Genomic DNA, 26217 nt, shown 5'->3' on the forward strand with positions numbered 1-26217 from the left:
AAGAAGAACGAGACATGACGCAACCTATTCCACCTTCACCCGCGCTGCCCAAAGCCCTCGGCCACATCCGCGTGCTCGACCTGTCGCGCGTGCTGGCCGGCCCCTGGTGCTCGCAGAACCTGGCCGACCTCGGCGCCGACGTGATCAAGATCGAGCGCCCCGGCGCCGGCGACGACACCCGCGCCTGGGGTCCGCCGTATGCAAAGGATGCGCAGGGTAACGACACGCTTGAAGCCGCCTACTACCTGTCAGCAAACCGCGGCAAGCGCTCGCTCACGGTCGATATCGCGAGCAGCGAAGGCCAGGCCCTGCTGCGCGAGCTGGTGCTGCATTGCGACGTGGTGCTCGAGAACTTCAAGGTCGGCCACCTCAAACGCTACGGCCTCGACTATGCATCGCTCAAGGAAATCAGGCCCGACCTGGTCTATTGCTCGATCACCGGCTTCGGACAGGACGGCCCCTATGCCCACCGCGCCGGCTACGACTTCCTGATCCAGGGCATGGGCGGCCTGATGTCGGTCACAGGCGAGCGCGACGACCTGCCTGGCGGCGGTCCGCAAAAGGCCGGCGTCGCCCTCACCGACCTGATGACCGGCATGTATGCCACGGTGGCCGTGCTGGCCGCCCTCACCCACCGCGACCGCACGGGCGAAGGCCAGCACATCGACATGGCGCTGCTCGATACGCAGGTGGCGATGCTGGCCAATGTCGGCAGCAATTATCTCAACAGCGGCAAGCCGCCCAAGCGCTGGGGCAATGCCCACGCCAATATCGTGCCTTACCAGACCTTCGCGTGCGAGGACGGCCACCTGATCGTCGCCACCGGCAACGACGGCCAGTACCAGAAGTTCGTCGAGGCCGGCGGTCGGCCAGACCTGGCGGGCGATCCGCGCTTCGCCACCAATCCGCTGCGCGTGCAGAACCGCGAGCTGCTGGTGCCGCTGCTGGCCGAAATGGTCAAGCGCAAAAAGCGCGACGAATGGATCGCGCTGCTGGAAGAAAAAGGCGTGCCTTGCGGGCCGATCAACGACGTCGGCGAAGTGTTCGCGAACGAGCAGGTGCAAGCGCGCGCGATGGCGATCGACCTGCCGCATCCGAGCGCGGGCCAGGTCAAGCTGGTGCGCAATCCGATCCGGATGTCGGCCACGCCGGCAACCAGCGGGATGGCCCCGCCCCTGCTGGGCCAGCACACGACAGAAGTATTGCGCGAAGTGCTGGGCAGGAGCGAGGAAGAGATCGCGGCCTTGCGCGAACGGGGTGTGATTTAAAACTTAGTGCAGCTGGTGCTTCAGGTTCGACAGTTCGTCGTGCACGCGCACGATGACGGATTGCACTTGCGGTGACGGACGGGTCGAGGTGCAGACGCGCTTGGCCTCGTCGCCCATGGCTTCCAGGTCGTCGATGGCCTGGATCATGCTCGACTGGTCGTTCGACTGCATGACGCTTTGCGCGCGCCCGGCTTCCTCGGCGATCTTGTGGATGCAGTCGCGGATTTCGCTGGGGACGCTCCCGTCACTCTGGCAGACCTGCTCGGCCTGGTTCACGACTTGCTGGACGCTTTTAAAGCGTTGCTGGATTTCGGCAGTTTGCAGCATGATGCCCTCCTGAAAAATGCGTGGAAAAACCACTGGAGCCTTCCAGCTTAGGATGGATCCCTGGTTTATCAAGCATCGATTTCGCCTGTTCCGCGGGACAATGACGGTGCGTTCCCATTAGCACTTTTATGTCATCGACTCCGACAGCGCCGCGCGCAAGACGTCGACCAGCTCGCGCACGCGCGGCACGTCCTGTTTCGCCTTCGGCCACACCACATGCATCGTCAAGCCAGGCGTCGCATAGTCCGGCAGCACCTCGACCAGGCTGCCGTCCTTTAGATGGCGCTCGATCAGCCAGGTCGACATCTGGGCGATGCCGAGCCCCGCCACGGTCAGGCCGGCCTGGACTTCGGCGTCGCCAGTAACGATCCGCGCGTCGAATGCACGCTGTTCGACCAGGGCGTTGCCGCGCCGGATCAGCAAGGGACTGACGCGGCTGTCGGCCTTGCCGTACATGATCACCGCATGTTCCCCCAGCGCTTCGACCGAGGCCGGCGCGCCGTGCGCCGCGAGGTAGGAAGGCGCCGCGCAAAACACCTTGCGGTCCTGGCCCAGCAGGCAATGGCCGAGCGCAGGCGACCAGGCTTCCGGGCTGCCGATGCGCACCGTCACATCGATGCCTTCGTCCTCGAGGTCGACATAGCGGTCGGTGAAGGACAGCACCGGCTTGATGCGCGGATAACGCTGCAGGAAAGCCGTCAATACCGGCAGTACCACCAGGCGTCCGTAGGTGGCCGGCAGGTCGACCCGCAACCGTCCGGCCAGCAGCTCGCCCTCGGCGTGCAAGGCATGCTCGGCTTCCTCGAGCTCGCCCAGCACCCGGGTGCAGGCGGCCAGGAAACGGGTTCCGGCGTCGGTCAGCGCCAGCCGGCGCGTGCTGCGCTCGAACAGGCGCGCGTCCAGGCGTGCCTCGAGGCGGGCGATGGCCTTGCCGACGGCCGAGCCGGTCAGGCGCAGGCGCTCGGCTGCGCGGATGAAGCTGCCGGCCTGGGCCACGGCCACGAAGACATCGACGCCTTTCAGGCGTTCACTATTTTGCATGATCGATTACGGAAAAATATTCCGCTAAGTATAGAAAAAATGCCCGAGATAGGAAATGGCATTTCAAATAGGATGGCGACCCGCTCAATCCCAATAAGAACATCATGTCCCAATCACCCTCCGCGCTTGCGCAGCCGGCCCCGGCATCCTCATCGTCCGGCGCGCTGTCGATATTGATCCTGGCGATCGCCGCCTTCGTCATCGTCACCACCGAATTCCTGATCGTCGGCCTGCTGCCGGCCTTGTCGCGCGACCTCGGCATCTCGATCTCGCTCGCCGGCCAGCTGGTGACCTTGTTCGCTTTCACCGTGATGCTGTTCGGTCCACCGCTGACGGCCTGGCTGTCGCACCTGGACCGCAAGGCGCTGTTCATCGGCGTGCTGGTCGTGTTCGCGCTGTCCAATGCCCTGGCCGCGCTGGCGCCCAATATCTGGGTGCTGGCGCTGGCGCGCTTCATTCCGGCGCTGGCGCTGCCGGTGTTCTGGGGCACCGCCAGCGAGACCGCGGCCGAACTGGCCGGCCCCGACAAGGCCGGGCAAGGCGTGGCGCGGGTCTACCTCGGCATCTCGGCTGCCCTACTGTTCGGCATCCCGCTCGGCACCATCGCTGCCAACAGCATCGGCTGGCGCAATGCGTTCTGGATCCTGGCCGCGCTGTCGCTGGCGATGGCGCTGGCACTGCTGTTCCTGATGCCGGCGGTGGCCCGCGCCAAACGCGTGGACTTCCGTTCCCAGGCGCGCCTGTTCCGCGAGCCCTATTTTTTGGCCAACGTCGGCCTGTCGATCCTGGTATTTACCGCCATGTTCGCCGCCTACACCTACCTGGCCGACATTCTCGAGCGGGTGGCCGGCGTGGCGCCGCTGGACGTCGGCTGGTGGCTGATGGGCTTCGGCGCGATCGGCCTGATCGGCAACTGGGCGGGCGGCAAGGTGGTCGACCGCGCGCCGTTGAAGGCCACGGCGCTGTTCTCGGGTCTCCTGGCGCTGGCGATGGCGCTGGCGGTGCCCACCGCCGGCTCGACGATTTTGTTCTGCGCGGTGCTGGCGCTATGGGGCATCGCATACACGGCGCTGTTCCCGATCTGCCAGGTAAGGGTGATGAAATCGGCCACCCACTCGCAGGCGCTGGCCGGCACCATCAATGTGTCCGCCGCGAATGCTGGCATCGGCATCGGCGCCATGCTGGGCGGCGCGGCGATTCCGCTGCTTGGCCTGGACAAGATCGGCTATATCGCGGCCGGCTTCGCGTTGCTGGCCGTGCTGCTGGCGCCGCTGGTGGCGCGCCTGCGCCGGAGTTAATGCATCTCCACAACGTGACGGCATTCCCGCCGACACGAATTACGTGACTTCCACCACGCCGCACACCTTGTGAAAATATTTTTTCCACAAGGTGCATCCATTCCTGCATCTGGCGAGTAGTACAAGCGCCAACATTGCAGGCCGACCCGGCCGCGATGCGCTCCTAACGAATTCAAACAAGCAATTCTTACTGAGGACACATCATGACCCAACCACAATTCGCCAAACTCGTTCTCGTTTCCTCGATCGCCCTGGCCCTGGCCGCCTGCGGCAGCAGCAGCGACGACCACCACTCCGACACGACGCCGACCACCCCGCCGCCGCCGGCCGCGACGGTCGGCGACGTGGTCGCCCTGACCGCCAGCAACCGCCTGGTCTCGTTCGACCGCGCCACGCCGGGCACCATCCGCAGCAATGTTCTGGTGACGGGGCTGCAGAGCGGCGAGAACCTGGTCGGCATCGACGTGCGTCCAGCCGACGGCATGCTGTACGGCGTAGGCTCGACCGGCCGTCTGTACACGCTGGACGCCGCCACCGGCGCCGCCACCAATAAATCGCGCCTCGCCGCCGATGCCGCCGACACCACGGCACCGTTCACCGCCCTGGCCGGCGCCAGCTTCGGTGTCGATTTCAACCCGATGGCCGATCGCCTGCGCATCGTCAGCAATACCGGCCAGAGCCTGCGCATCAACGTCGACACCGGCGCCACGACCACCGACGGCAGCATCAACGGCGGCGCCGCCAATACCGCGATCTCGGCCTCGGCGTATACCAATTCGTTCGCCGGCACCGGCTCGACCACGCTGTACGGCATCGACAGCGCCAACTCGACCCTGTACACCCAGAACCCGCCGAACGACGGCACCCTGGCCAAGCCGGTGCCGCTGGGCGTCACCATCGGCGCGGCGAACGGCTTCGACATCGATGCGCGCACGAATATGGGCTATATGGTCGCCACCGTCGGCGGCGCACGCAATCTGTATGGCGTGAACCTGGCCGCCACCAGCGCCCCGACCAACCTGATCGGCGCACTCGGCGTGACCGAAGACATCCGCGGCATCGCACTGCGCGGCGCCGCGGCGCCGGTCCTGCTGGGTCTCTCGGACGACAATCGCCTGCTGGGCTTCAAGATCGCTTCGCCCAACACCATCGACACCAATGTCGCCATCACCGGCCTGGCGGGCGGCGAAACCCTGGTCGGCATCGACGTGCGGCCGAAGGACGGCATGCTGTACGGCCTGACCTCGACCGCGCGCCTGGTGACCATCGATCCGGCCACCGGCGCCGCCACCGTCAAGGCGACGCTCAGCGCCGACGCCGCCGACACCACCGCGCCTTACACCGCGATGCAGGGCACGACGTATGCGGTCGACTTCAACCCGGCCGCCGACCGCCTGCGCGTGATCAGCGACAGCGGCCAGAGCCTGCGCATCAACGTCGACACCGGCGCCACTACCACTGACGGCAATATCAACCGCGCCGGCGTGGCGCCACGCGTCGTGGCCGCCGCCTACACCAACAGCATCCCGAATGCGGCCTCGACCCAGCTGTTCGACGTCGACGGCGCGAGTTCGGTGCTGGCGCTGCAAAATCCGCCGAACGACGGCACGCTGGTCAACGTCGGCGCGCTGGGCGTGACGGTGGCGGGCACCGGCGCCATGGACATCGGTGGCGGCGAGAACGGTCTGGTGCTGGCGGCGCTGCGCACCGCGGCCGGCGGTCCAAGCTCGCTGTACCGCGTCAACCTGACGACCGGCGCGGCAACCCCGGTCAATGGCGCGGCGACGCCGGCGACTTCAGTGATCGGCAGTGGCAACCCAGGCGTGCGCGATATCGCGATCTGGCTGCGCTGATGATCCAGGCGGCAGCATGCGGGCTGCCGCCTAGATCCTGACCGCGCGCCCGATGTAGAGTATGGGCCCGGTCGGACGGCCGATCGGTGATCCGGCGGCCGGTTCCAGGGTGATTTCAAACAGCTGGTTCGGCACCACTTTCGGCAGGTTGGCGAGCTTGACCTCGACCGACTCTCCCGGCTTGACCAAGCCGAGCGAGACCGGACCTTCCCAGTCGTCGGCCTTGGTCCACAGCTGCAACGCACGATCGGCCGGCACCTCGGTCGTAACCAGCGGATCCAGGCGCAGCGTGTCGTCGGCCACCAGCTCCAGCACCCAGCCCGGCCCCGCATTCTGCGGTGCGGCCAGCACCACCATATAGCGCGATTGCTCGACCTCGAACTGGCGCACGCCGACCACGGCGGCCATGATCGCGGCGGCCGCGAAGCCGCCGGCCGCCAGCGCGCGCCACAGGCCCAGGCGTTCCCACCAGCCCGGACGGACGGCCGCCGGTGCGGCTGCTGGCCCCAGGCTGCGCTCGATGCGCGGCCACAGGGCGGGGGGCGGCGCCACCGGCGCGACCAGCGCACTCAGGGGCATCAGCCGTTCTTCCCAATAGGCGACGGCGGCGCGCAGCGTGGCGTCGTTCGGCAGCATGGCATCCACCTCGCGGCGCCGTTCGCGCGACAGGGTGCCCAGCACGTATTCGCCGGCCAGCTCGTAGGGGTCGTGGACCGGATTCATACCATGCACTCCCGCAGCGCGCTCATGCCGCGCTTGATCCAGGCCTTGACCGTCCCCAGCGGCGACTTGAGGCGTTCGGCGATCTCGCTGTGCGAGAAGCCATCCACATAGGCGTGCAGGATGCTGTTGCGCTTGGCGACGTCGAGCCGGCTCAGGCAGTCGTGCAGGCGCCCCATGTCCTGGCGCAGTTCGAAGGCGTCCTGCATGCCGGGATCGAAGGCATCCGTGCCCAGGGCATCGAACGCCTCTTCGTCGACGTTGATTTCGCGGGCGCCGTCGCGCACCGCGTCGAGCGCCGCGTGACGCACCACGGTGTACATCCAGCCGCGGCCCGAACCGCGGGTGGCGTCGAAGCCGGCGGCGCGGGTCCAGATGCTCACGAAGGCGTCGTGCAGCACATCCTCGGCCGCCTGGCGTTCGCGCACGATGCGCAGGGCGACGCCCAGCAGGCGCGGGCTTTCCTGATCATACAGGCGGCGCAGGGCTTGCCGGTCGCCGCGCGCGCAGGCAGCGAGGTGCGCTTCATAGTCGAAGTGGTCGGGTGCAGTCGTCACGATGGGCCGTTCTCGGGTGGATGGTCCGGGACCTGCCGGCTCCCGATGAGCGGCAATTATAGTTGGGCAAGTGAAAGCGGCTTGCACGCTTGCGCGTCAGTGGACCTTCGCCGCCCCGCCGTCGCCCTGGCGCTGGCGGTCGAGGGCCTGGCCGACGCTGATCGCCAGCTCGGCCAGCTGGAAGGGTTTGCGCAGCACCACGCCATCGCCGATCACCTGCTCGATCGCCTTCATGTCGGCGTAGCCGGTGGCGATGATCGTCGGCAGGCCGGGGAACATCGCGCGCGTGCGCTGCACCAGTTCGGCGCCGGTCATGCCCGGCATCAGGTAGTCGGTAATCAAGAGGTCGGGCCGCTCGGCGTGCAGCGCACAGAGGCCCGCCTCGCCATCGGGCGCCTAGCGCACCGTATGGCCGAGGGCTTCGAGCGAGGACACCATCGACTCGCGCACGAAGTCGTCGTCCTCGACGATCAGGATGCGCGCCGCCTGCCTGACGGCCGGAATGCGCGCCGGCGCCGCCGGCTCGGCGTCTTCCTCGCCGCCCGCCTTGCGCAGCCAGATTTCCACCGTGGTGCCCACGCCCGGCTCGCTAAAGATGCGCGCGCCGCCGCCCGACTGCTGCGCCATGCCGTACACCTGGCTCAGGCCCAGGCCGGTGCCCTTCACGCCCTTGGTCGTGAAGAAGGGCTCGAATACCTTGGGCACCAGGTCGGGCGCCATGCCTTCGCCGCTGTCGGCGACGGCGATGCGCACGTAGTCGCCCGCCGGCAGGAAGCCTGGCGACGGTTCGCCGCAGGCGGCGACGAACACCAGTTCGCCGCCATCCTGCATCGCGTCGCGCGCATTGATGGCCAGGTTCAGGAGCGCCATCTCCATCTGGTTGGCGTCGGCCAGCACCGGCGGACAGTCGCCCTCGACCTCGAAGCGCAGCCGGATGCGCGAGCCGAGCGAAGTGGAGACCAGTTCGCGCACGCCGTCGAACAGCGCGCCGATATCGGTCTCGCGCAGGTCCAGGCTCTGGTTGCGGGCGAAGGCCAGCAGCTGGCGCGTGAGCTTGCCGCCGCGCTGGCAAGCCTTGCGCGCGATCTCCGCGCGACCCTTGGCGACCTCGTCCTTCGACATCAGGAGGATCAGGTCCATGCTGCCCTGGACCACGTTGAGCAGGTTGTTGAAGTCGTGGGCGATGCCGCCGGTCAGGCGCCCCACCGCTTCCATCTTCTGGTACTGGGCCATGGCCTGCTGCACCCGTTCGCGCTCGATGATCTCGTTCATCAGGCGGTCGTTGGCCTGGGCCAGGGCGCGGGTGCGCTCCTCGATGCGCGACTCCAGCGTCTCGTTCAGCGCCACCAGCTGCTGGCGGCTGTGCTGCAGGCTGGCGGCGGTGCGCTCGCGGTCGGCCAGCACGTCGCGCGCCTGGTACTGGCGGCGCCGCGCGCGCAGCGCCGACACGGTGGCGCTGCGCAGGGTCTGGGCGTTGAGCGGGCGCTCGAGCAGGATCACGTTGCCCAGGTCGCCCAGGCGCGCGCGCGCCGCCCCCTGCTGCAGGCCGATCGTCTTGCCAAGCAATACAACGAAGGGAAAATCGGACCACGGCGCCTGGCGCCCCAGCCAGGCATGCAATGCCGCGACATCGACGCCGTGCAGGGCTTCCTCGGCCAGGATGGCGGCGCCCGCGCCCTCGCCGATGGCGCTCGCCAGGTGGGCGAAATCGGTGGCGACCTCGCATCCGAGCCCGTCGCGCTGCAGCACCGAGGCCATGACCTCGGCATCGCGCCCGATGGGCGCGAAAATCAGTATCCGTTCTTCGTGCAGCTTATTCCGGTGCATGCCCGGCCTGCGCCATCAGCGGCGTTTCGCCGCGGTAGGTTGGCATACCCGACAATACACCCTCGAACCCGTCCAGCGCCGCGCCGATGACCACCCCGCCCTGGCCCAGCAGCAGCTCGTGGATCGTCGTGGCATGTTCCGTGGTGCGGCTCTTGATCACGCTGATCGCGCGCCGCACCTTGCCGCCCGCCTCGAAGAAACGCAGCAGCACCGTGCTGTCGCTCAGATAGCTCAGGTCGACGTCGGTGCGCGCCTCGGTCATCAGGCCGTGCTGGCCGAGGATCATCATCGTGGTCACGCCCTGCTGGTTCAGGTAGGACAACAGTTCGTGCATCTGCAGGACCAGGTAGTGCTCGCCCGGCATCGCCTGCAGATAGGCATTCAGGCTGTCGATGACGATGAAGCGGCTGTGGCGCTGGTCGACCGCGTCGCGCAGCTTCTGGGCGAATTCGCCGGGCGACAGCTCGGCCGGATCGAAGTGGTCGATGGTGAGCTGGCCATTGCCGAGATAGGGACGCAGGTCGAGACCGAGCTGGATACTGCGGGCGAAGAAGGTGCCGAGCCCCTCGTCGAACAGGTAATACGATGCCTTCTCGCCGCGCTGCAGCGCTGACAGCAGGCAGCGCGTCGACAGCGTCGTCTTGCCGATGCCGGACGGTCCCACCAGCAGGGTATTCGTGCCGCGCACCAGCCCGCCGCCGAGCAGCGCATCGAGGTCGTCCGAACCGCTGGAGCTGACCTGCGGCGTGAAATCGCGCACGTGTTCGGCCGCGACCAGGCGCGGATACATGACGATGCCGCCGGTGTCGAGCGCGTAGTCGTGGAAGCCGCCGCGGAAGCGGATGCCACGCATCTTGAGGACGTTGACCCGGCGCCGCTCCTTGCCGTAATCCCTGGTGATCTGCTCCAGGCTGATGACGCCATGGGCCAGGCTGTGCAGGTGCTGGTCGGATTCGGCGGTCTTGTCGTCGAGCAGCAGCACGGTGCAGTCGCGCGCCGAGAAGAACTGCTTGAGCGACAGGATCTGGCGCCGGTAGCGCAACGGGTTCTGGGCCAGCAGGCGCACCTCGGACAGGCTGTCGAACACGATGCGCATCGGACGCAGGGCGTCGACCTGGTCCATCACCTTGCGCGTCGTTTCACCCAGTTCGACTTCGGACGGGTGAAACACCGACTGCTGCGAATCGGGATCGAGGTCGTCGTCGCCTGCCAGCTCGACAATCGCCAGGGCGCCCAGGTCCCAGCCATGGCTGTGGCCGACCGCGACCAGCTCGTCGGTGGTCTCGGACAAGGTGATGTACATCCCGCTCTCGCCCCGGGCGACGCCGTCGAGCAGGAATTGCAGGCCGAGCGTGGTCTTGCCGGCGCCGGGAGAACCCTCCACCAGGTACAGGCGTTTTGGCGTCAGGCCGCCACCCAGGATATCGTCGAGACCGGGAATGCCGGTCGAAGTGCGGTCGTTCATGAAGTGCAGCCCTGGCTGTAGGCCGGTTCACGCGCATCCGCGCCTGCGCACGAGAAACGGGATGGGGACGGCCTGGATGGAAAGTGTCGCGCGCGGTGCAGCTACGGCGCAACGGATATTGCTGGGATTATATCCTCATCAAGGCTGGGCCGGGACAGCACAGCGCCAACCGTGCTACACTATCGCTTGTGCGGCATCGATCAAGCCCCTTGCGCTCGCGCGATGGGCTGGCGACACGAGATTGCCTCTGGTAATTCCTGATTCCGTCCCCATATTGTGTTCCGGCGGACGAATACTGCGCCAGCAGCGCAGCCCTGAAGCGCGACGCGGAACGCGGGCCGTCGCACCCAACGAAGTAACCGTCATACCTGACATCGAATTGAAGCCGGCCGCGTGTGCGGGCTTTCTCATTCCCCGGCATGGCGCCTGCGCCGCGCCGCCCCGGTCACCTTACATAGCCCGCTTGCGCGGGCCGTCTCACCCGCCGGCCCGGGCGCCTTTGCGCCAGGCCGGCCAGATATACTCGTATTCAATCTAACAGGAGCCCAATCATGGCAAAAGAAGAACTCATCGAAATGAATGGCGTCGTCTCTGAAGTGCTGCCCGATTCGCGTTATCGCGTCGATTGCGAAAACGGCCACAAGCTGATCGCCTACACTTCCGGCAAGATGCGCAAGAACCACATCCGCATCATCGCCGGCGACCAGGTCAGCCTGGAACTCTCGCCCTACGACCTGAGCAAGGGCCGCATCACCTTCCGTCACCTCGGCAAGACCGGCACCGGTCCACGCCCTCCGGTGAACCGCGCGGCACGCCGCTGATCGGCGCACCGCCCATCGGTAACAGACGCCACGCCCAGCGTGGCGTTTTCATTTGTGCGCGCACTTTCCGTCGCACTTCCAGCGCTACCCGCCTGTTTCCACCCTACCTGCCGCTGACGGCGACTGGCGCCAGCGTGCGCAGGCGCAGCGCGATCAGCAGGCCGATGCCGAGGATCGCGCCCAGCAGCGCCACCACCCCGGGCCAGGCCCAGTGCTCGTACACATAGCCGGTGAACCACCCCACCACGCTCGAGCCGAGATAATAAAAGAACAGGTAGATGCCCGAGGCCAGCGCCTGCGGCGGCTGGGCACGCCGTCCGACCCAGCTGCTGGCCACCGAATGGGCGGCGAAGAAGCCGAACGTTGCCAGGCCCACGCCCAGCACCACGGCGACGACCGCATCGACCAGCGTCACCAGCAAGCCGGCGATCATCACCCCCATCACCAGCCACAGCACGTTGCGCCGGCCCAGGCGGTCAGCCAGCTTGCCGGCCCACATCGAGCTGAAGATGCCCAGCAGGTAGAGCAGCGACAGCAGCCCGACCGCACTCTGGCGCAGCCCGAACGGCGGCGCCAGCAGGCGGTAGCCGATGTAGTTATAGAGGCTGACGAAAGCCCCCATCAGCAGGAACGGCAGCGCGAACAGCCAGGGCAGGCCCGGGTCGCGCAAATGGATGCGCAGGCCGTCGACGAAGCCCGGCCCGCGTGCCGGCAGCGCGCCGCCATGGCGCGACGGCGGCAGGCTGCGCGAAAATTCCCAGGCCGCGTACAGCCCGGCCGCGCCGAGCAGACCGACCGCCACGCGCCAGGACGCGACATCGCTGATGAAGGCCGAGATCACCCGCCCGCTCATGCCGCCGAAGGCGCTGCCGCTGATATACATGCCCATCGACAGGCCGAGCGAGGTCGGCTCGATCTCGTCGCTCAGGTAGGCCATGGCCACCGCCGGCAAGCCGCCCAGCATCAGGCCCATCAGGCCGCGTACGGCGACCAGCTGCGTGTAGTTGGCGGCGAAGGCGCAGACCAGGGTCAGCACCGCGCCGCTGATCATCGAGGCAACCATCACCGGCTTGCGGCCGAAGCGCTCGGCCACGCTGGAAGAACCCAGCAGCGCCAGCGCCAGGGTGGCGGTGGAGACCGACAGCACCAGGCTGCTCTGGGCCGGCGATAGCCGGAAGTCATGGCCCAGCAGCGGCATCAGCGGCTGGACGCAGTACAGCAGGGCGAAGATGGAAAAGCCCCCGAACGCCATCGCGCGGTTGATGCGCCGGAAGGCCGGGCTGCCGGCGGCGATGCGTGCGCCGGGGGTGCTCATGCAGGCGTGCTCAAGGATATTCCGGATCTACTTCGGAACCGGCGTAGTTCTCCAGCTCGGTCATCAGCTGGGCGATCGTCGCCTTCGTGCCGATCTGTTCCAGCACCGTGCAATGCTTGCGGTAGATGTCGATGCGCTCGGCGATCACCGGCTGGAGAGCCGGCGGGATGCGCGCCAGGAACTCGGCCCAGCCCTGCTCGAAGTCCGGCTGGTGCTTGCGCAGCGCCTTCACGAAGCGCTCGAACTCGCTCTGTCCGGTGCGCGCCGTGATGCGCGCGCCGCCCTCGGCCGCGAAGATGATGGCCAGCGCGATCACGCCCTCGGAATTCAGGTCCGGATCCTTGACCGGGCCCTCGTAGTGGTTCTTGCGCAGCCACTCGGCGGCCTTGACGGTCGCCTGGACCTGCTGGCGCTGCTGGACCTGGCCCAGGAAGCGCTCGTAGCCCGACCACGATTCGCCCGGATCGGCGGTGCAGATGTCGACGAACAGCTCCTTCAGGCGGCGCTGGGCGTACACCGGATCGTTGTCGTACTCGCTCACCAGGCTGTCCTCGGGCAGCGCGGCCAGCTCGCGGATCATGCGGAAACCGGCCTGGAAGGCGTGTTCGGCGCCCTCCCCCACCAGGATGTCGAGCGCGTCCAGGTCGCCCTCGTCCACACTCTGGATCAGGTGCTCGAGGCCCAGGGACACACCGCCCACGGTCAGCAGCAGCGCGCGCGCGATCCCTTCGGCGGTGCGGTCGTTGGTGAACTTCTCGGCCACCATGGCGGTAATCCCGGACAGCTCGTCGGCCAGGATCGCCGCTTCTTCCGGCGTGGCTTCGCCCGGCAGCAGCCTGATCGCACGGATCAGGCGCGGCGGTTGTTCGATGACGATGGCTGGCAGCATATAAGCGGCGGCTCCCGTCACGAGAAGATGTCCGAGCCCAGGCTGCGGCGCGGGCTGCGGCGCGGCATGCTGCGCACCGACGGCACTTGCTTCCTCAGGCGCAACAGGAGGTCGCGGGTCGAGCGCTGCATGAATTCGGACTCTTCGTCCGGATCGTCAGGCAGCTCGATCTCGGCCATCTCGGCGCTGTGGCGGAACTCCGGGAACAGCTCGAGCAGCGAACGCTCCCAGCCGTCTTCGGTGGCCTTGGCCAGGTCGACCGCCAGCGGCACGATGTCGCTGTCGGCGCTGGTCTGGCCGCTGACGTAGCGGCCTTTCGACAGGATCTCGCCCGCCACTTCCAGGATTTCCTTCGGCGCCAGCGACCACAGGATCGCGAACACGGTCGCGCCATGGTCGGTGGCGGATGCCGCCTCGAGCAGTTCATTGCGGCGCTCTTCGTCGTCCTGGGCGTAGACCACGCCGTGCACGTGGTTGAACAGGTTCTCGGCGATGCGCTCGGGATCGTCCTCGATCAGGTTATCGGGCCAGGTGGCGGCGATGAAGGCCAGGCTGTCGGCCCAGGCCTTGGGCGGCACCAGCATGGTGGCCAGCGAAGTCTTGCCGCCATCGAAGCCCGACAGGTGCAGCGCGGTCACTTGCGGCGGCAGCTCGGTCAGGACCTGGGCTACGGCGTAGTCGCCATGCTCGTCGGCGGCCTTGGAGAACACCTCTTCGGCATGCTCCAGCGAACCGGCCAGCACCAGCTCACCGACCTGGCTGACCAGGGCCGGTAGATTGGTTTTGCTGCTCTCATCGCTCATCGCGGTCTCCTTCGTCGAACAGGCCGGTGAAGTCGTCGGTGGCGTCGCCGTTATCGTCGACCTCGTCGCCGTCGTCGTTGCGGCCGAGCTGCTCGAGCGACTGATCCTCGTCATCCCAGCGGTTCTGGTTCTTGAACAGGAAGGCGGTGATGATGGCCTGGCGCGCCAGTTCCGGGTAGTTGGCGGTCATGCCTTCATACATCGCCTTGCCGTCGTCGCCATTGCACTCGGCCATGGCGAACACGCGCGCCGGGTCGCCGTCGGCGTAGTCGGCCGCTTCGCGCATCAGGCCCTTCGGATCCAGGAAGCGGATCTTGTCGACCAGGGCGAACGCCATCATATTGACGTCGTCGATGCCGCCGCCGTCGGCGTATTCGGACACCAGCGCGCCGACCATCATGTCGTAGTTCTTGCGATTGGGCGGGTCGCCCAGGGTGCCCTCGATCTGGCCTTCCAGCTCACGCGACTGGAAGGAGAATTCGGGATGTACGTTCTTCATGTTCTATCCTGTTGATGGGACGCGGCGCTCGGCCGCATCCAGTGTTGCCGTAGTGCCGGGTCAGTTGGCCGGCAGGTTTACGCCGTTGAGCGCGAACAGCGAGCGCCACAGCTCGAAGGCCTCGGCCTCGGCGTCCAGCACGATGCGGTGGTTCACGCTCTGGTTGTATTCCTCGCGCTTGGCACGGTCCGAGAGGATCTCGTAGGCCTTGGTGACGGCCTTGAAACGCGCTTCCGCGCCGGGCGCCCCGTTGCGGTCCGGGTGGTAGCGCATGGCCAGCGAGCGGTAGACTTTCTTGATCTCGTCGTCGGTGGCGTTCGGCGCGACGCCGAGGATCGCATATAAATTTTCCAACAGAAACTCTCCCGGCAACTATCTTAAAATACGGTAAACAGAGATTATCCTATAGAAAACGCCGGACGTGGCGCGAGCGCCCATGTCCGGCTCGCGACGCGGGCAACCTCAGCCGCCTCCGGGTACGGTAAAATGCCCCCCAACTTACCCTTCCAGAACTATTTCATGAGCAACGACAAGAATACCCCGGCGCCGGGCAATGCACCGTCGTCGAATTTCATCCGTGCGATCGTCGAATCCGACCTGGCCGCAGGCACCCACCAGCGCGACGGCCTGCCGCCGGTCATTACCCGCTTCCCGCCGGAACCGAATGGCTACCTGCACATCGGCCACGCGAAGTCGATCTGCGTGAACTTCGGCCTGGCGCGCGACTACGCCGGCCTGTGCCACCTGCGCTTCGACGACACCAATCCGGAGAAGGAAGACCAGGAATACGTCGACACCATCATGGATAGCGTCAAGTGGCTCGGTTTCTCGTGGGAGCGCGAAGGCCAGCAACACCTGTACTTTGCCAGCGACTATTTCGAGCAGCTGTACAAGATGGCCGAATACCTGATCGAGAAGGGCTACGCCTACGTCGACAGCCAGAGCGCCGAAGACATGGCGAAGAACCGCGGCAATTTCGGCACCCCGGGCACCAACTCGCCGTTCCGCGACCGCCCGTCCGCGGAATCGCTGCAGTTGTTCCGCGACATGCGGGCCGGCAAGTACAAGGACGGCGAGCACATCCTGCGCGCCAAGATGAGCGAGGATGCGATGGCGTCCCCGGTCATGACCAACCGCGACCCGGCCCTGTACCGCATCCGCCATGCGCACCACCACCGCACGGGCGACGCCTGGTGCATCTACCCGATGTACGATTACACGCACCCGATCTCGGATGCGATCGAGAACATCACTCACTCGCTGTGCACGCTGGAATTCCAGGACCACCGTCCGTTCTACGACTGGCTGGTGGCGACCCTGGCCGAGGGCGGCTTCTTCAACAAGCCGGTGCCGCGCCAGTACGAATTCGCGCGGCTGAACCTGACCTACGTTGTCACCTCCAAGCGCAAGCTGCGCGCGCTGGTCGACGACGGCACCGTGACCGGCTGGGACGACCCGCGCATGCCGACCATCGTCGGCCTGCGCCGCCGCGGCTATACGCCGGAATCGATCCAGCTGTTCTGCGAGCGCATCGGCGTCTCGAAGGCCGACGGCTGGATCGACATGGGCACGCTGGAAGGCGCGCTGCGCGACGACCTGGATCCGAAGGCGCCGCGCGCCATCGCCGTCCTGCGTCCCTTGAAGCTGATCGTCGATAACTTCCCTGAAGGCGAGTCGGTGGAATGCTCGTCGCCGGTCCATCCGCACCATCCGGAAATGGGCAAGCGCACCTTCCCGTTCACGCGCGAGCTGTGGATCGAGCAGGAAGACTTCATGGAAACCCCGACCAAGGGTTACTTCCGCTTCACCCCGCCAGTGGGCGACCAGCCGGGCAGCCGCGTGCGCCTGAAGTACGGCTACGTGGTCGAGTGCACCGGCTTCGACAAGGATGCCGACGGTAAGGTGATCGCCGTGCACGTGAAGTACTTCGAGGATTCGAAGTCGGGCACGCCGGGCGCCGATAACTACAAGGTCAAGGGCAATATCACCTGGGTCAGCGCGGCAGGTGCGCTCGAAGCCGAGGTGCGCCTGTACGACCGCCTGTTTACCGATCCGCAGCCGGACGCGGGTGGCAAGGACTTCAAGTCGGTGCTCAATCCGAATGCCCTGGAGACCATTACCGCCTACCTGGAACCGGGATTGAAGGATGCCGTGGCCGACCAGCGCTTCCAGTTCGAGCGTCATGGCTACTTCGTGGCGGACCGCGTCGATTCGCAACCCGGCAAGCCGGTGTTCAATCGTGTGACCACGCTGAAGGATAGCTGGGGTAAGTAAGTCCTTTGCTGCCACGAACGAATCCCGCCCCGGCGTTGCCGCGGCGGGATTTTTACTTTGCGGTGAAGGCGCGCAAGACAAAGGTGACGCCCGAGGCGTCTCCTTGTAACAAAGCGGTCATGCAAGAATGCCATCATGCCGGCCATCTTTCCGACCGGAGACTTGCATGACCCCCTTACGTTTCACCGCCGCCGCTTCCTGCGCCGCCGCCCTTTCCCTGGCCCTGCTGGCCGGCTGCAGCCCCAGCGATCCATCCGATCCCGTCGCGACCACGCCGCCACCGCCGCCAGTGCAGACGCCGGACCCTGCGCCCGCTCCGGTGCCGACGCCGGTCGCCTTCATGAGCGACGTGCACTTCCAGAACGTCTACGGCGACTTCAAGAACAGCCAGTTCGCCGGCATCCCGACCAAGGATGGCAAGAACGCGACCATCCGCACGATGTACGCGCAGCTGACCTCGACCCGCCTGTTCAACGAGAATTACTTCGCCTTCTTCGCCGCGCTGGACGACGCCTACGCCAAGGGCATCCGCGTCGTGGCGCTGCCGGGCGACTACACCGACGACGCCCAGCCGATGAACGTCGACGGCATTGCCGAGATCATGAAGACCTATCAGGCCAAGGGCATGCGCTTCTTCCTGGCGCCGGGCAACCATGATCCGGTCGAGCCCTACGACGACAACGAAGCCGGCAAGAACGACTTCCTGACCAAGGAAGGCAAGGAACAGAAGATCTACGCGACCGGCAATCCGGCCTGCGTCGCCAAGGACCCGACCGTGATCTGCACCGACCAGATCATGGAACAAGGCACCGAACGCCTGATGACCAAGATGGCGGAATTCGGCTTCATGCCGAACAAGGCCGACCTGCTGTGGGAAACCCCGTTCAGCAAGTACGCTGGCGGCAAGTACAGCTATGACGAAGCGCTGGCCCAGGCCGCGGTGAAGAACCGCCAGTTCGAGATTTGCCTCGAAGGTTCGGGCGGCGCCTACAAAGCGGCCGGCGAAGCCAAGCTGGGCAAGGCCTTCACCAAATGTACCGAGATGATCGACAGCACCTACCTGGTGGAGCCGGTCAAGGGCCTGTGGCTGCTCTCGATCGACGCCAACGTCTTCGTCCCGAACGCGAAGTTCGATCCGGCCAAGCCGCACGACTTCAAGGGCTACGACGGCGCCGGCAACGCCGGCTGGAACAAGGTGATCACCCACAAGATGTTCCTGATGGACTATATCAAGTCGGTCGCCGCCCGCGCCAAGGCGGAAGGCAAGCAGCTGATGGCCTTCTCGCACTACCCGACCATGGACTTCTACGCCAACCAGACCTCGGCCATGAAGGCCGTGTTCAAGTCGGGCGCCTTCCAGACCGCGCGCGTGCCGGACCAGACCGTCGCCAACGCCGTGGCGGCGACCGGCCTGCGCCTGCACGTCGGCGGCCACATGCACTTCAACGGCACCAACGACCACCAGGATGCCGGCGGCAACTACCTGGTCAACGTCCAGTCGCCTTCGCTGGCGGTGTACGGCGCGGCCTACAAGATCGTCACCTACAAGAACCAGGATACGATCGACGTCCAGACCATGCCCCTGAACACGGTGCCGCGCTTTGCCGAGCTGTTCCCGCACTACGTGGTCGAAAACGACTACCTGAAGGGCAGCTCGGCGCCCGTCGACGCCGCCAAGCGCTGGGACCGCGACATCCTCGAGACCCGTTCCTACGGCGAGTACACCCATCAGTACTTCGGTGAACTGTCGCGCCTGCGCTTCATGGACGAATACTGGCCATGCGAGATGAAGGAAGCGGCGATGGCCCTGAATGGCAAGCAGATGCTGATCCTGTCGCAGTTGCAGACGAAGGTGACGCTGGCCCAGCTGAAGGACGCGCCTGGCGTCGTTCCATTGACCGCAGCCTGCGCCGCACCGGGTACCGCAGCCGGCACCGCGGCGCCGGCCTCGACCCTGGCGACCGACTGGGCTGACGCCACCGCGCGCGCCGACAAGCTGGCCAGCGCCGCCGGCCTGCGCCTGGACGACTTCGCCGCCATCTCGGCCTATGATTTCTACGGCGACTTCCACCGCACCGTGTATGCGGGCGAACTGGCCCTGCGCGATATGGGCCAGCAGCGCGTGAACCAGTACAAGCTCCTGATGGCCGCCTTCCCGGCAACGCCGGCGGCGATCGTCAAGGTAGGCGACAAGCCATCCGACCAGAACCCGGTGCACGTGCCGTTCCAGAACCAGTTCAAGCAGGTGTTTGCCATCCTCAAGGGCCTGGGTTCGGCCAAGCCGAGCGACCATTTCACGGTGGACCTGAAAGGCAAGAAGGTCAGCAACGCCAGCAATAATGGGCTGAGCTTCAACTAACTGCCGCTCCGAGTCACCCCAAGGCGCTGCAGCCCATGGCCGCAGCGCTTTTTTTGCAAGAACGACGATGCACTCCCTGAGGCATACGTCGGCAGCCTCACTTCCAGACGTCGTGTTTTTGTAAAACCTAGTAAACCTGATAGCTCCTGTCTCGTCAGACATTGCTTAGCGTACGTAAGTATTGACGCCGAGCGCGACCACGCGCCACCCCGCATTTTCGAGACCACCGCATGCCTTCAGATCGACCTTCCGCGATGTTCGCGCCAGCCACGCTGATCACGGGTGTGCTGCTGTCGCTGGCTTTCGGCGCCGGCGCCTATTTCGCCACAGCGGAGGCGATCGAGAGCGATGCCCACGCGCGATTTCGCGGCATGGCGCGCGCCGCCCAAAACAATATCGATACCCGTATCAAGAGCTATGGCGACGTGCTGCGCGGGGTCGCGGGGCTGTTTCGCGTTAACCCTGACACCACCGCGTCCCAGTTCCGCCAGTACGTCGAGCAACTCGATATCAAGCGCAATTTTCCCGGCATCGTGGTCCTCAATTATGCGCGCATGGTGCGCGCTGACGGCCTGCCGGCACTAAACGAGGAATTGCGTGCACGGCTGGCGAAGCATGGCGTGCACCATCACACGCCGCTCTTGCCCTCATCCGAGCGCGACAGCTACACGGTGCTGGTGTATATGGAGCCGCTGTCGCCCGACCTGTACGACAAGCTGGGCCTGGACCTGGAGGCGCGCGGCATCACCCGGCGCGTCATGGCGCATGCGCGCGACAGCGGCCTGCTGAGCGCTTCCGGCACTCGCATCGCCTTGCGGCCCGAGCCGAACCAGATCGCGCTGGCGTTGCGCCTGCCGGTCTATCGCGGCGACATGCCCGCTTCCAGTGCGGAACAGCGGCGCCTGGCCTATGTCGGCTCGGCCGGCCTGGGGTTCGGGGTTACGCCGCTGGTCAACGGCGTGCTGGACGAGTTCCCGGTCGAAGGCGTGCGCCTGATGTTGACCGAGCTGACCGAGCCTGGCGAACCGGCGCCACGGACCGTCCTCTACGACAGCCTGGCCACCGTCGAACACCCCAAGCCGGCGCCGCCACCCGACGACGGCAGCGTGTTCGCAACCAGCCTGCCGATCGAATTCAACCAGCGCGTATGGCGCGCGGACTTCAGCGTCGCCAAGTCGGCGCTCTACACCCGTTTCGACATGTACTACCCATGGTTGGCATCCTTCGCCGCCAGCATGAGCGCCGCCCTGCTCTACGCCCTGTTCCAGACCCTGGCCTCGTCGCGTCGCAACGCCTTGCGCATGGCCGAGGAAATGACCCGCGAGCTGCGCGCCAGCCAGGCCAAGCTGCAGGCCAGCCACGAAAAGCTGCGCCTGCTGGCGGCGCACGCCGAGCAGATCAAGGAAGGCGAACGCAAGCGCATCGCGCGCGAGATCCACGACGACCTGGCGCAGAACCTGCTGGCGCTGAAGATCGAGGCAGAACTCCTGGCCAATCGCACCCGCGGCGGCCACCGGCGCCTGCACGCGCGCGCCGACGCCACCGTGCGCCAGATCGAGGTCACCATCCGCAGCGTGCGCCAGATCATCAACGACTTGCGTCCCAACGTGCTGGACCTGGGCCTGTCGGCGGCAGTCGACTGGCAGGTGGCCGATTTCGCGCGCCGTACCGGCATCGAGTGCGAACTGGTCGACGACGACGGCGAGCATCGCATCGACGACCATTGCGCGACCGCCTTCTTCCGCATCCTGCAGGAGTCTCTCAACAATGTCGCGCAGCATGCGCGCGCTACCAGGGTCAGGATCGCCTTGCAGCAGCAGGCCGACATGCTCACCATGACCATCCGCGACAACGGCGTCGGCATGCAGCCTGGCAGCCGCAACCGCAACGGTTCGTTCGGCCTGGTCGGAATCGAAGAGCGGGTCGGCATCCTTGGCGGCTCGTTCTCGATCAGCAGCGGGCTCGATTCGGGCACCACGATCGTCGTCACGATCCCGGTGATCGGCATGTACAGGGACCTGGGCATGGACTTCTATCCCGGCAAGGCGTCTCCGATCGCAGTGGCTGCCTGAAGTGACTGGCAATGTGCGTATGGCTGTTGCCAAAAACCCGCAAAGTCCCCGGCATTTGAGCAACCTCAACAATTACTCTGACAGACCGCAGGACAATTCCTATAGCTGTCGCCGGTCAACACACCGGAATTCTTCCTTTATCGAGCATGCAGGAGGCCATTATTGACCATTGAGCAGCACAAGCGCAGTACCTAAGCGCAGCAGGAAAAACAGGGATGAAGCACCACCAACGTCTACAACACAAAACGAGGTGAAACGATGTCGACCAATACCGAATTCTCCGTCTTTGAAGCACTCGACCTGGCCCCGATCAAGATGAAACTGATGCACGTGGAATCGGGCGAAGGCTGGTCCGAACACCGTGCCAATGCCGTCGAGGCCGAGTACCGCCGCTTCCTGTTCCTGATGAAAAAATACCCGGATGCGGGCGCGTCGCCGACCTTCGACGTCGACACCTTCTGGCACTATCACATCCTGGACACCATGAAATACGCCCGCGACTGTGAGGCCACCTTCGGATTCTTCCTACACCACTATCCGTATGTCGGCATGGGCGCCGGCGCCGACGATGGCGAACGCCAGCGTGCCGGCGACCGCATGCGCGACATCTATGAGGCCGAGTTCGGCGTGGTCATCAAAGGCGACGTCGCTTTCTGCGCAGCGCCGGGCAAGCAGGCCAGCGATACCGCATTCTGCGCATTGCCAGGCAAGCAGGCCAGCGATACCGCATTCTGCGCCTCCCCGGGCAAGCAGGCCAGCGCTACCGCGTTTTGCGCCGCCCCGGGCAAGCAAGCCAGCGACACCGCGTTTTGCGCCGCCCCGGGCAAGCAAGCCAGCGACACCGCGTTTTGCGCCGCCCCGGGTAAGCAGGCCAATGCCACCGCGTTTTGCGCTGCCCCCGGCAAGTCCCTGCACACCGCCTGATCTGCCTGCTTGACCCTCGCAGCCGGGATGGCAGCCATGCCGCCATCCCGGCTGTCGCTTTATTCGGCGAGCGCCAGCCCTGCTTCGCTTCCCTTCCTGATCATCAGCGCACGCAATTCGCCGATGCTGAAATCGCTCTCCTCGTGCATGCGGATCAACAGCGTGGCCCCGATCGGCAGCGTGCTGTGGCGGATCTTGCTGATCACGGGTGGCGCGACTTCGAGCAGCCGCGACAGGGCGGCGTCGTTCTTCAGGCGCAGGCGGGAAATGATGGCGTCGAGGACCCGGTTAGGGTCGTACTCGGCGCCGGGTGGAAGGCGGCGAATCGGCATGGCTCTTTCAGTATTATTGTTAATTTGCTATTTAACACGTTGCACCGCGAAAAATTAGCAGAAAGAGGCAAACCGTTAGTATTTATACGGCTGTTTTCGCGGGACGCGAAATTATACAGATAGTCGATAAATAATGTTTACTAATCCATAAGGGCGTTCTCATGGGACGTCATGGGCCCCGGCGCAGGCGCGCCAGCGTCGTGGCGACGTCGGGATGGCGCAGGCGCACCCGCAGTTCGCGGCGCAGGCGCGTGTCGTCCAGCTGCCGCGATTCCGACATGAAGGACAGCAGCATCGGCGACACCGCGGTTTGCAGTTCGGCGCGCGCCAGGCGCGGCGGGCGCTGCATGCCGAAGGCGTCGGCCACGGCATCGAAATAGTCGGCCATCTTCATGCGCGTGCGGTCGACCGCGTGCACCACACGCCCGGGCCGTCCGCGCAGCAAGGCTGCCAGCACGATGCGCGCCAGGTCGTCGGCGTGCACGTGGCTGGTGTAGACGTCGTCCTCGGCACGCAGCGCCGGCGTGCCCTGCTCCAGCCGGCGCAGCGGCAGGCGGTCGTCGGCATAAATGCCCGGCACACGCAGGATGGCCAGCGATGCGCCGGTGGCCAGGGCCCACGCGCGCAGGACGCGTTCGGCGTCCACGCGCCGCCGCGCGCGCGCATTGCGCGGCGCCACCGGGCGGTGCTCATGGACCAGCGCGCCGCCGCAATCACCGTACACGCCGCTCGTGCTCACATACACCATGCGCTCGACCTTTCCCAGCGCTGCCGCCAAGTGGCGCGTGCGCCGATCGTGCTCGCCATCCGCCTGCGGCGGCGCCAGGTGCAGCACCCATGGCGCCAGCCGCCCCAGGCGCGCCAGGGTCGCGGGGCGGTCAAGGTCGGCCACCACCGGCACCGCGCCCAAGGCACGCAACTCGGCGCGGCGCTCGGGCTGGCTGGTCAGGGCGAACACCCGGAACCTGCCGGCCAGCAGCGGCAACAGGCGCATGCCGACGTCGCCGCAACCGACGATGAGCAGGCGGGGACGGGCGAAAGGGGCGCGTTGGGACATGGGTGGGTAGCTGGACAATGCGGATCGCGGCACTTTAGCACAGGGCCGTGCCCGGCAAATCCGGGGCCAGTGTAAAATAACGCCCTGCTTCGACAAAACCGCCATCGGATCAACCACTTGCGCCAGTGCGCACCTACCTCAGACTTCGCATGACCTTCCAGATCACCGTCCAGCCCAGCGGCAGCCAGTTCACCTGCGAAGCCGATGAAACCGTTCTTTCCGCGGCCATCCGCGCCGGCATCGGCCTGCCCTATGGCTGCAAGAACGGCGCCTGCGGCTCGTGCAAGGGCAAGGTGCTCGATGGCGCGGTGGAGCACAAGCCGCACCAGCAGCGCGCGCTGTCCGACATCGAGAAGACCGCCGGCATGTCGCTGTTCTGCTGCGCCGTGCCGAGCACCGACCTGGTGATCGAGGCGCGCGAAGTGGGCGGCAGCTCGGACTACCCGCTGCGCAAGATGCCGACCCGGATCGCCGCCATCCGCCGCGCCGCGCCCGACGTCGCGATCGTCAACCTGCAGCTGCCGGCCAACGAACTGCTGGCCTACCGCGCCGGCCAGTACATCGAATTCCTGCTCAAGGACGGCAAGCGCCGCGCCTACTCGATCGCCAACGCGCCGTCGTTCGAAGGCCCGCTCGAACTGCACATCCGGCACCTGCCGGGCGGCCTGTTCACCGACCACGTGTTCGGCGCCATGAAGGAACGCGACATCCTGCGCTTCGAGGGCCCGCTGGGCACCTTCTTCCTGCGCGAAGAATCCGACAAGCCGATCGTGCTGCTGGCCTCGGGCACCGGTTTCGCGCCGGTGAAGGCCCTGGTCGAGCACCTGATGCACCTGAAGTCGACCCGCCCGGTGCGCCTGTACTGGGGCGGCCGCCGCCCGCAAGACCTGTATATGGACGAGCTGTGCCGCGCCTGGGAAACCACGCTGCCCGACTTCACCTACGTGCCGGTGATCTCGGACGCGCTGCCCGAAGATGGCTGGACGGGCCGCACCGGCTTCGTGCACGCGGCCGTCATGCAGGACGTCATCGACCTGTCGGGACACCAGGTCTACGCCTGCGGCGCCCCGGTCATGGTCGATTCGGCGCGCCGCGACTACACGGCCTTGTGCGGCCTGCCGGAAGACGAGTTCTTCGCCGATTCGTTTACCACCGAGGCGGACCTGGCGGGCGGTTGAACCGCCGCTGGCGGCGCCGACGCGGCGCCGCATCTTCGGGCACAATGATGGGTTATCCCGTCGCCCCGAACAATCCATGTCCCTGCTGTCTCCCTCCGGCCGCCTCGGCGTCCTGCGCAACCGCAATCTCGCCTTCTATCTCTCGGCGCGCTTTCTCGCCACCTTTGCCGTCCAGATGCAGAGCGTGGCGATCGGCTGGCAGGTGTACCAGATCACCGGCAGCCTGTTCGATCTCGGCCTGATCGGCCTGGCGCAGTTCGCGCCGTTCCTGTTATTTATCCTGTGGGCCGGCCACGTGGCCGACCGTTACAACCGGCGCCTGATCGTCATGGCCTGCATGGCGGTGCAGCTGCTGTGCAGCGCGCTGCTGATCGCGTTTACCGCCAGCGGCAGCACGGTCGTGTGGCCGGTGTTCGCGATCCTGGTGGTGTTCGGCAGCGCGCGCGCCTTCATGATGCCGGCCTCGCAGGCGGTGCTAAAGAACCTGGTGCCCGACCGCGAGTTCAGCCAGGCGGTGGCGCTCGGCTCGTCGACCATGCACGTGGCGATGATCCTGGGGCCGATCGTCGGCGGCCTGCTGTATGTGTTGGGCGCGCAGGTCGTGCACATGACCTCGGCCAGCCTGCTGGCGCTGGCGGTGCTCCTGATGACGAACACGCGCAGCATCCAGCAGATCATCAACAAGGCGCCGGTCAGCTGGCACACCCTGCTCGAGGGCCTGCGCTTCGTGCGCTCGCGCCCGATCGTGCTGGGCGCCATCTCGCTCGACCTGTTCGCGGTGCTGTTCGGCGGCGCCACCGCCCTGCTGCCAGCCTACGCCCACGACATCCTGGGCGCCGGCCCCACCGGCCTCGGCTTCCTGCGCACCGCGCCCGGCGTCGGCGCCGCCCTGTGTTCGATCACGCTCGCGATGTTCCCGATCACGCGCCGGGTCGGGGCCTGGATGTTCGGCGGCGTCGCGCTGTACGGCGTGTGCGTGATCGTGCTCGGCCTGACCGACAGCTTCCCGGTCGCGCTGGCCGCCCTGTTCCTGCTCGGCGTGGGCGACATGGTCAGTGTCTACATCCGCCACCTGCTGGTGCAGTACGAGACCCCGGACGAGATCCGCGGCCGGGTCAGCGCCGTGAACTCGGTGTTCATCGGCGCCTCGAATGAGCTGGGCGAATTCGAGTCCGGCGTCACCGCCGGCTGGCTGGGCCTGACGCGCGCCATCCTGCTGGGCGGCGTCGCCACGCTGGTGGTCACCGGGCTGTGGGCGGTGCTGTTCCCGGTGCTGTCAAGGATGGACCGCTTCCCGCACCACGAAAAAGAGCGCGGGAATTAAACTCCCGCGCCCTG

23 protein-coding genes and 1 pseudogene are annotated in these 26217 nt (G+C 66.2%); 10 read left to right on the forward strand and 14 right to left on the reverse strand.

Translation table 11 applies throughout. From position 1 onward, the window contains the following. Positions 1 to 14 precede the first annotated feature (14 nt). On the forward strand, positions 15 to 1268 hold the full coding sequence (locus FVD38_RS05890) for a CaiB/BaiF CoA transferase family protein (RefSeq protein WP_147933946.1): 1254 nt from the start codon (positions 15 to 17) through the stop codon (positions 1266 to 1268). A 3-nt stretch (positions 1269 to 1271) separates the two neighbouring features. On the opposite strand, the gene FVD38_RS05895 is transcribed toward FVD38_RS05890, so the two are convergent. Further along, positions 1272 to 1595, reverse strand: a complete 324-nt coding sequence (locus tag FVD38_RS05895; RefSeq protein ID WP_147933947.1) for a hypothetical protein — start codon at positions 1593 to 1595, stop codon at positions 1272 to 1274. A gap of 126 nt (positions 1596 to 1721) precedes the next feature. Continuing rightward, the gene (locus FVD38_RS05900) at positions 1722 to 2636 is read right to left on the reverse strand and encodes a LysR substrate-binding domain-containing protein (protein ID WP_147933948.1); all 915 of its coding nucleotides are present in this window, start codon (positions 2634 to 2636) and stop codon (positions 1722 to 1724) included. A gap of 104 nt (positions 2637 to 2740) precedes the next feature. On the opposite strand from FVD38_RS05900, the gene FVD38_RS05905 reads away from it, so the two are divergent. Together FVD38_RS05905 and FVD38_RS05910 are read left to right on the forward strand one after the other, a co-directional pair. After that, positions 2741 to 3934, forward strand: a complete 1194-nt coding sequence (locus tag FVD38_RS05905) for an MFS transporter (protein ID WP_147933949.1) — start codon at positions 2741 to 2743, stop codon at positions 3932 to 3934. Between the two features lie 203 nt (positions 3935 to 4137). Beyond that, complete coding sequence (locus FVD38_RS05910; protein WP_147933950.1) at positions 4138 to 5787, forward strand: DUF4394 domain-containing protein; 1650 nt, start codon at positions 4138 to 4140, stop codon at positions 5785 to 5787. Positions 5788 to 5817: 30 nt separating this feature from the next. Here FVD38_RS05910 and FVD38_RS05915 read toward each other — a convergent pair whose 3' ends face one another. From FVD38_RS05915 to FVD38_RS05930, 5 genes and pseudogenes are all read right to left on the reverse strand, one after another. Then, positions 5818 to 6510, reverse strand: a complete 693-nt coding sequence (locus tag FVD38_RS05915) for an anti-sigma factor (RefSeq protein WP_147933951.1) — start codon at positions 6508 to 6510, stop codon at positions 5818 to 5820. Beyond that, positions 6507 to 7064, reverse strand: a complete 558-nt coding sequence (locus tag FVD38_RS05920) for a sigma-70 family RNA polymerase sigma factor (RefSeq protein WP_147933952.1) — start codon at positions 7062 to 7064, stop codon at positions 6507 to 6509. The genes FVD38_RS05915 and FVD38_RS05920 overlap by 4 nt, the downstream gene beginning before the upstream one ends. Before the next feature lie 96 nt (positions 7065 to 7160). Further along, positions 7161 to 7448, reverse strand: a pseudogene (locus FVD38_RS27170) (response regulator); the annotation flags it as partial. Positions 7449 to 7460: 12 nt separating this feature from the next. Further along, positions 7461 to 8891, reverse strand: coding sequence for an ATP-binding protein (locus tag FVD38_RS05925; protein WP_370660629.1), 1431 nt, complete (start codon positions 8889 to 8891; stop codon positions 7461 to 7463). Continuing rightward, the gene (locus FVD38_RS05930) at positions 8878 to 10356 is read right to left on the reverse strand and encodes an ATPase domain-containing protein (protein WP_147933953.1); all 1479 of its coding nucleotides are present in this window, start codon (positions 10354 to 10356) and stop codon (positions 8878 to 8880) included. The genes FVD38_RS05925 and FVD38_RS05930 overlap by 14 nt, the downstream gene beginning before the upstream one ends. Before the next feature lie 551 nt (positions 10357 to 10907). Here FVD38_RS05930 and infA point away from each other — a divergent pair. Continuing rightward, a complete protein-coding gene (infA, locus tag FVD38_RS05935; RefSeq protein ID WP_123071346.1) occupies positions 10908 to 11177 on the forward strand; it encodes a translation initiation factor IF-1 in 270 nt (89 codons plus the stop codon). Positions 11178 to 11280: 103 nt separating this feature from the next. On the opposite strand, the gene FVD38_RS05940 is transcribed toward infA, so the two are convergent. The 5 genes from FVD38_RS05940 to FVD38_RS05960 are packed head-to-tail and all read right to left on the reverse strand — an operon-like array spanning position 11281 to position 15037. Beyond that, complete coding sequence (locus tag FVD38_RS05940) at positions 11281 to 12492, reverse strand: MFS transporter (RefSeq protein WP_123071345.1); 1212 nt, start codon at positions 12490 to 12492, stop codon at positions 11281 to 11283. 10 nt (positions 12493 to 12502) lie between these two features. After that, positions 12503 to 13381 (reverse strand): hypothetical protein, encoded by an 879-nt coding sequence (locus tag FVD38_RS05945; protein ID WP_147933954.1) that lies wholly within the window; start codon positions 13379 to 13381, stop codon positions 12503 to 12505. 17 nt (positions 13382 to 13398) lie between these two features. Next, positions 13399 to 14184 carry a hypothetical protein gene (locus tag FVD38_RS05950; RefSeq protein ID WP_147933955.1) on the reverse strand — a complete coding sequence of 262 codons (786 nt, stop codon included), beginning with the start codon at positions 14182 to 14184 and terminating at the stop codon, positions 13399 to 13401. Further along, positions 14174 to 14683 (reverse strand): hypothetical protein, encoded by a 510-nt coding sequence (locus tag FVD38_RS05955; protein WP_147933956.1) that lies wholly within the window; start codon positions 14681 to 14683, stop codon positions 14174 to 14176. The genes FVD38_RS05950 and FVD38_RS05955 overlap by 11 nt, the downstream gene beginning before the upstream one ends. 60 nt (positions 14684 to 14743) lie before the next feature. Continuing rightward, on the reverse strand, positions 14744 to 15037 hold the full coding sequence (locus FVD38_RS05960) for a DnaJ domain-containing protein (RefSeq protein WP_147933957.1): 294 nt from the start codon (positions 15035 to 15037) through the stop codon (positions 14744 to 14746). Between the two features lie 165 nt (positions 15038 to 15202). On the opposite strand from FVD38_RS05960, the gene FVD38_RS05965 reads away from it, so the two are divergent. From FVD38_RS05965 to FVD38_RS05980, 4 genes are all read left to right on the forward strand, one after another. Continuing rightward, the gene (locus FVD38_RS05965) at positions 15203 to 16957 is read left to right on the forward strand and encodes a glutamine--tRNA ligase/YqeY domain fusion protein (RefSeq protein ID WP_147933958.1); all 1755 of its coding nucleotides are present in this window, start codon (positions 15203 to 15205) and stop codon (positions 16955 to 16957) included. A gap of 166 nt (positions 16958 to 17123) precedes the next feature. After that, the gene (locus FVD38_RS05970) at positions 17124 to 19316 is read left to right on the forward strand and encodes a metallophosphoesterase family protein (protein ID WP_147933959.1); all 2193 of its coding nucleotides are present in this window, start codon (positions 17124 to 17126) and stop codon (positions 19314 to 19316) included. Positions 19317 to 19546: 230 nt separating this feature from the next. Further along, the gene (locus FVD38_RS05975; protein WP_229493433.1) at positions 19547 to 21388 is read left to right on the forward strand and encodes a sensor histidine kinase; all 1842 of its coding nucleotides are present in this window, start codon (positions 19547 to 19549) and stop codon (positions 21386 to 21388) included. Between the two features lie 258 nt (positions 21389 to 21646). After that, positions 21647 to 22312: a glycine-rich domain-containing protein gene (locus FVD38_RS05980; protein WP_147933960.1), complete on the forward strand. Its 666-nt coding sequence runs from the start codon at positions 21647 to 21649 to the stop codon at positions 22310 to 22312. A 59-nt stretch (positions 22313 to 22371) separates the two neighbouring features. Here the strand turns inward: FVD38_RS05980 and FVD38_RS05985 are convergent, their stop codons facing one another. Together FVD38_RS05985 and FVD38_RS05990 are read right to left on the reverse strand one after the other, a co-directional pair. Then, positions 22372 to 22644, reverse strand: a complete 273-nt coding sequence (locus FVD38_RS05985) for a hypothetical protein (protein WP_147933961.1) — start codon at positions 22642 to 22644, stop codon at positions 22372 to 22374. Between the two features lie 169 nt (positions 22645 to 22813). Continuing rightward, positions 22814 to 23701 (reverse strand): NAD(P)H-binding protein, encoded by an 888-nt coding sequence (locus FVD38_RS05990; protein WP_147933962.1) that lies wholly within the window; start codon positions 23699 to 23701, stop codon positions 22814 to 22816. A gap of 149 nt (positions 23702 to 23850) precedes the next feature. On the opposite strand from FVD38_RS05990, the gene FVD38_RS05995 reads away from it, so the two are divergent. Together FVD38_RS05995 and FVD38_RS06000 are read left to right on the forward strand one after the other, a co-directional pair. Further along, positions 23851 to 24879 carry a CDP-6-deoxy-delta-3,4-glucoseen reductase gene (locus tag FVD38_RS05995; protein ID WP_147933963.1) on the forward strand — a complete coding sequence of 343 codons (1029 nt, stop codon included), beginning with the start codon at positions 23851 to 23853 and terminating at the stop codon, positions 24877 to 24879. A 76-nt stretch (positions 24880 to 24955) separates the two neighbouring features. Next, positions 24956 to 26203 carry an MFS transporter gene (locus tag FVD38_RS06000; RefSeq protein ID WP_147933964.1) on the forward strand — a complete coding sequence of 416 codons (1248 nt, stop codon included), beginning with the start codon at positions 24956 to 24958 and terminating at the stop codon, positions 26201 to 26203. Positions 26204 to 26217: the final 14 nt, after the last annotated feature.

Origin of the sequence: Massilia arenae (genome assembly GCF_008014745.1) — a bacterium.
Classification (GTDB): domain Bacteria; phylum Pseudomonadota; class Gammaproteobacteria; order Burkholderiales; family Burkholderiaceae_D; genus Telluria; species Telluria arenae.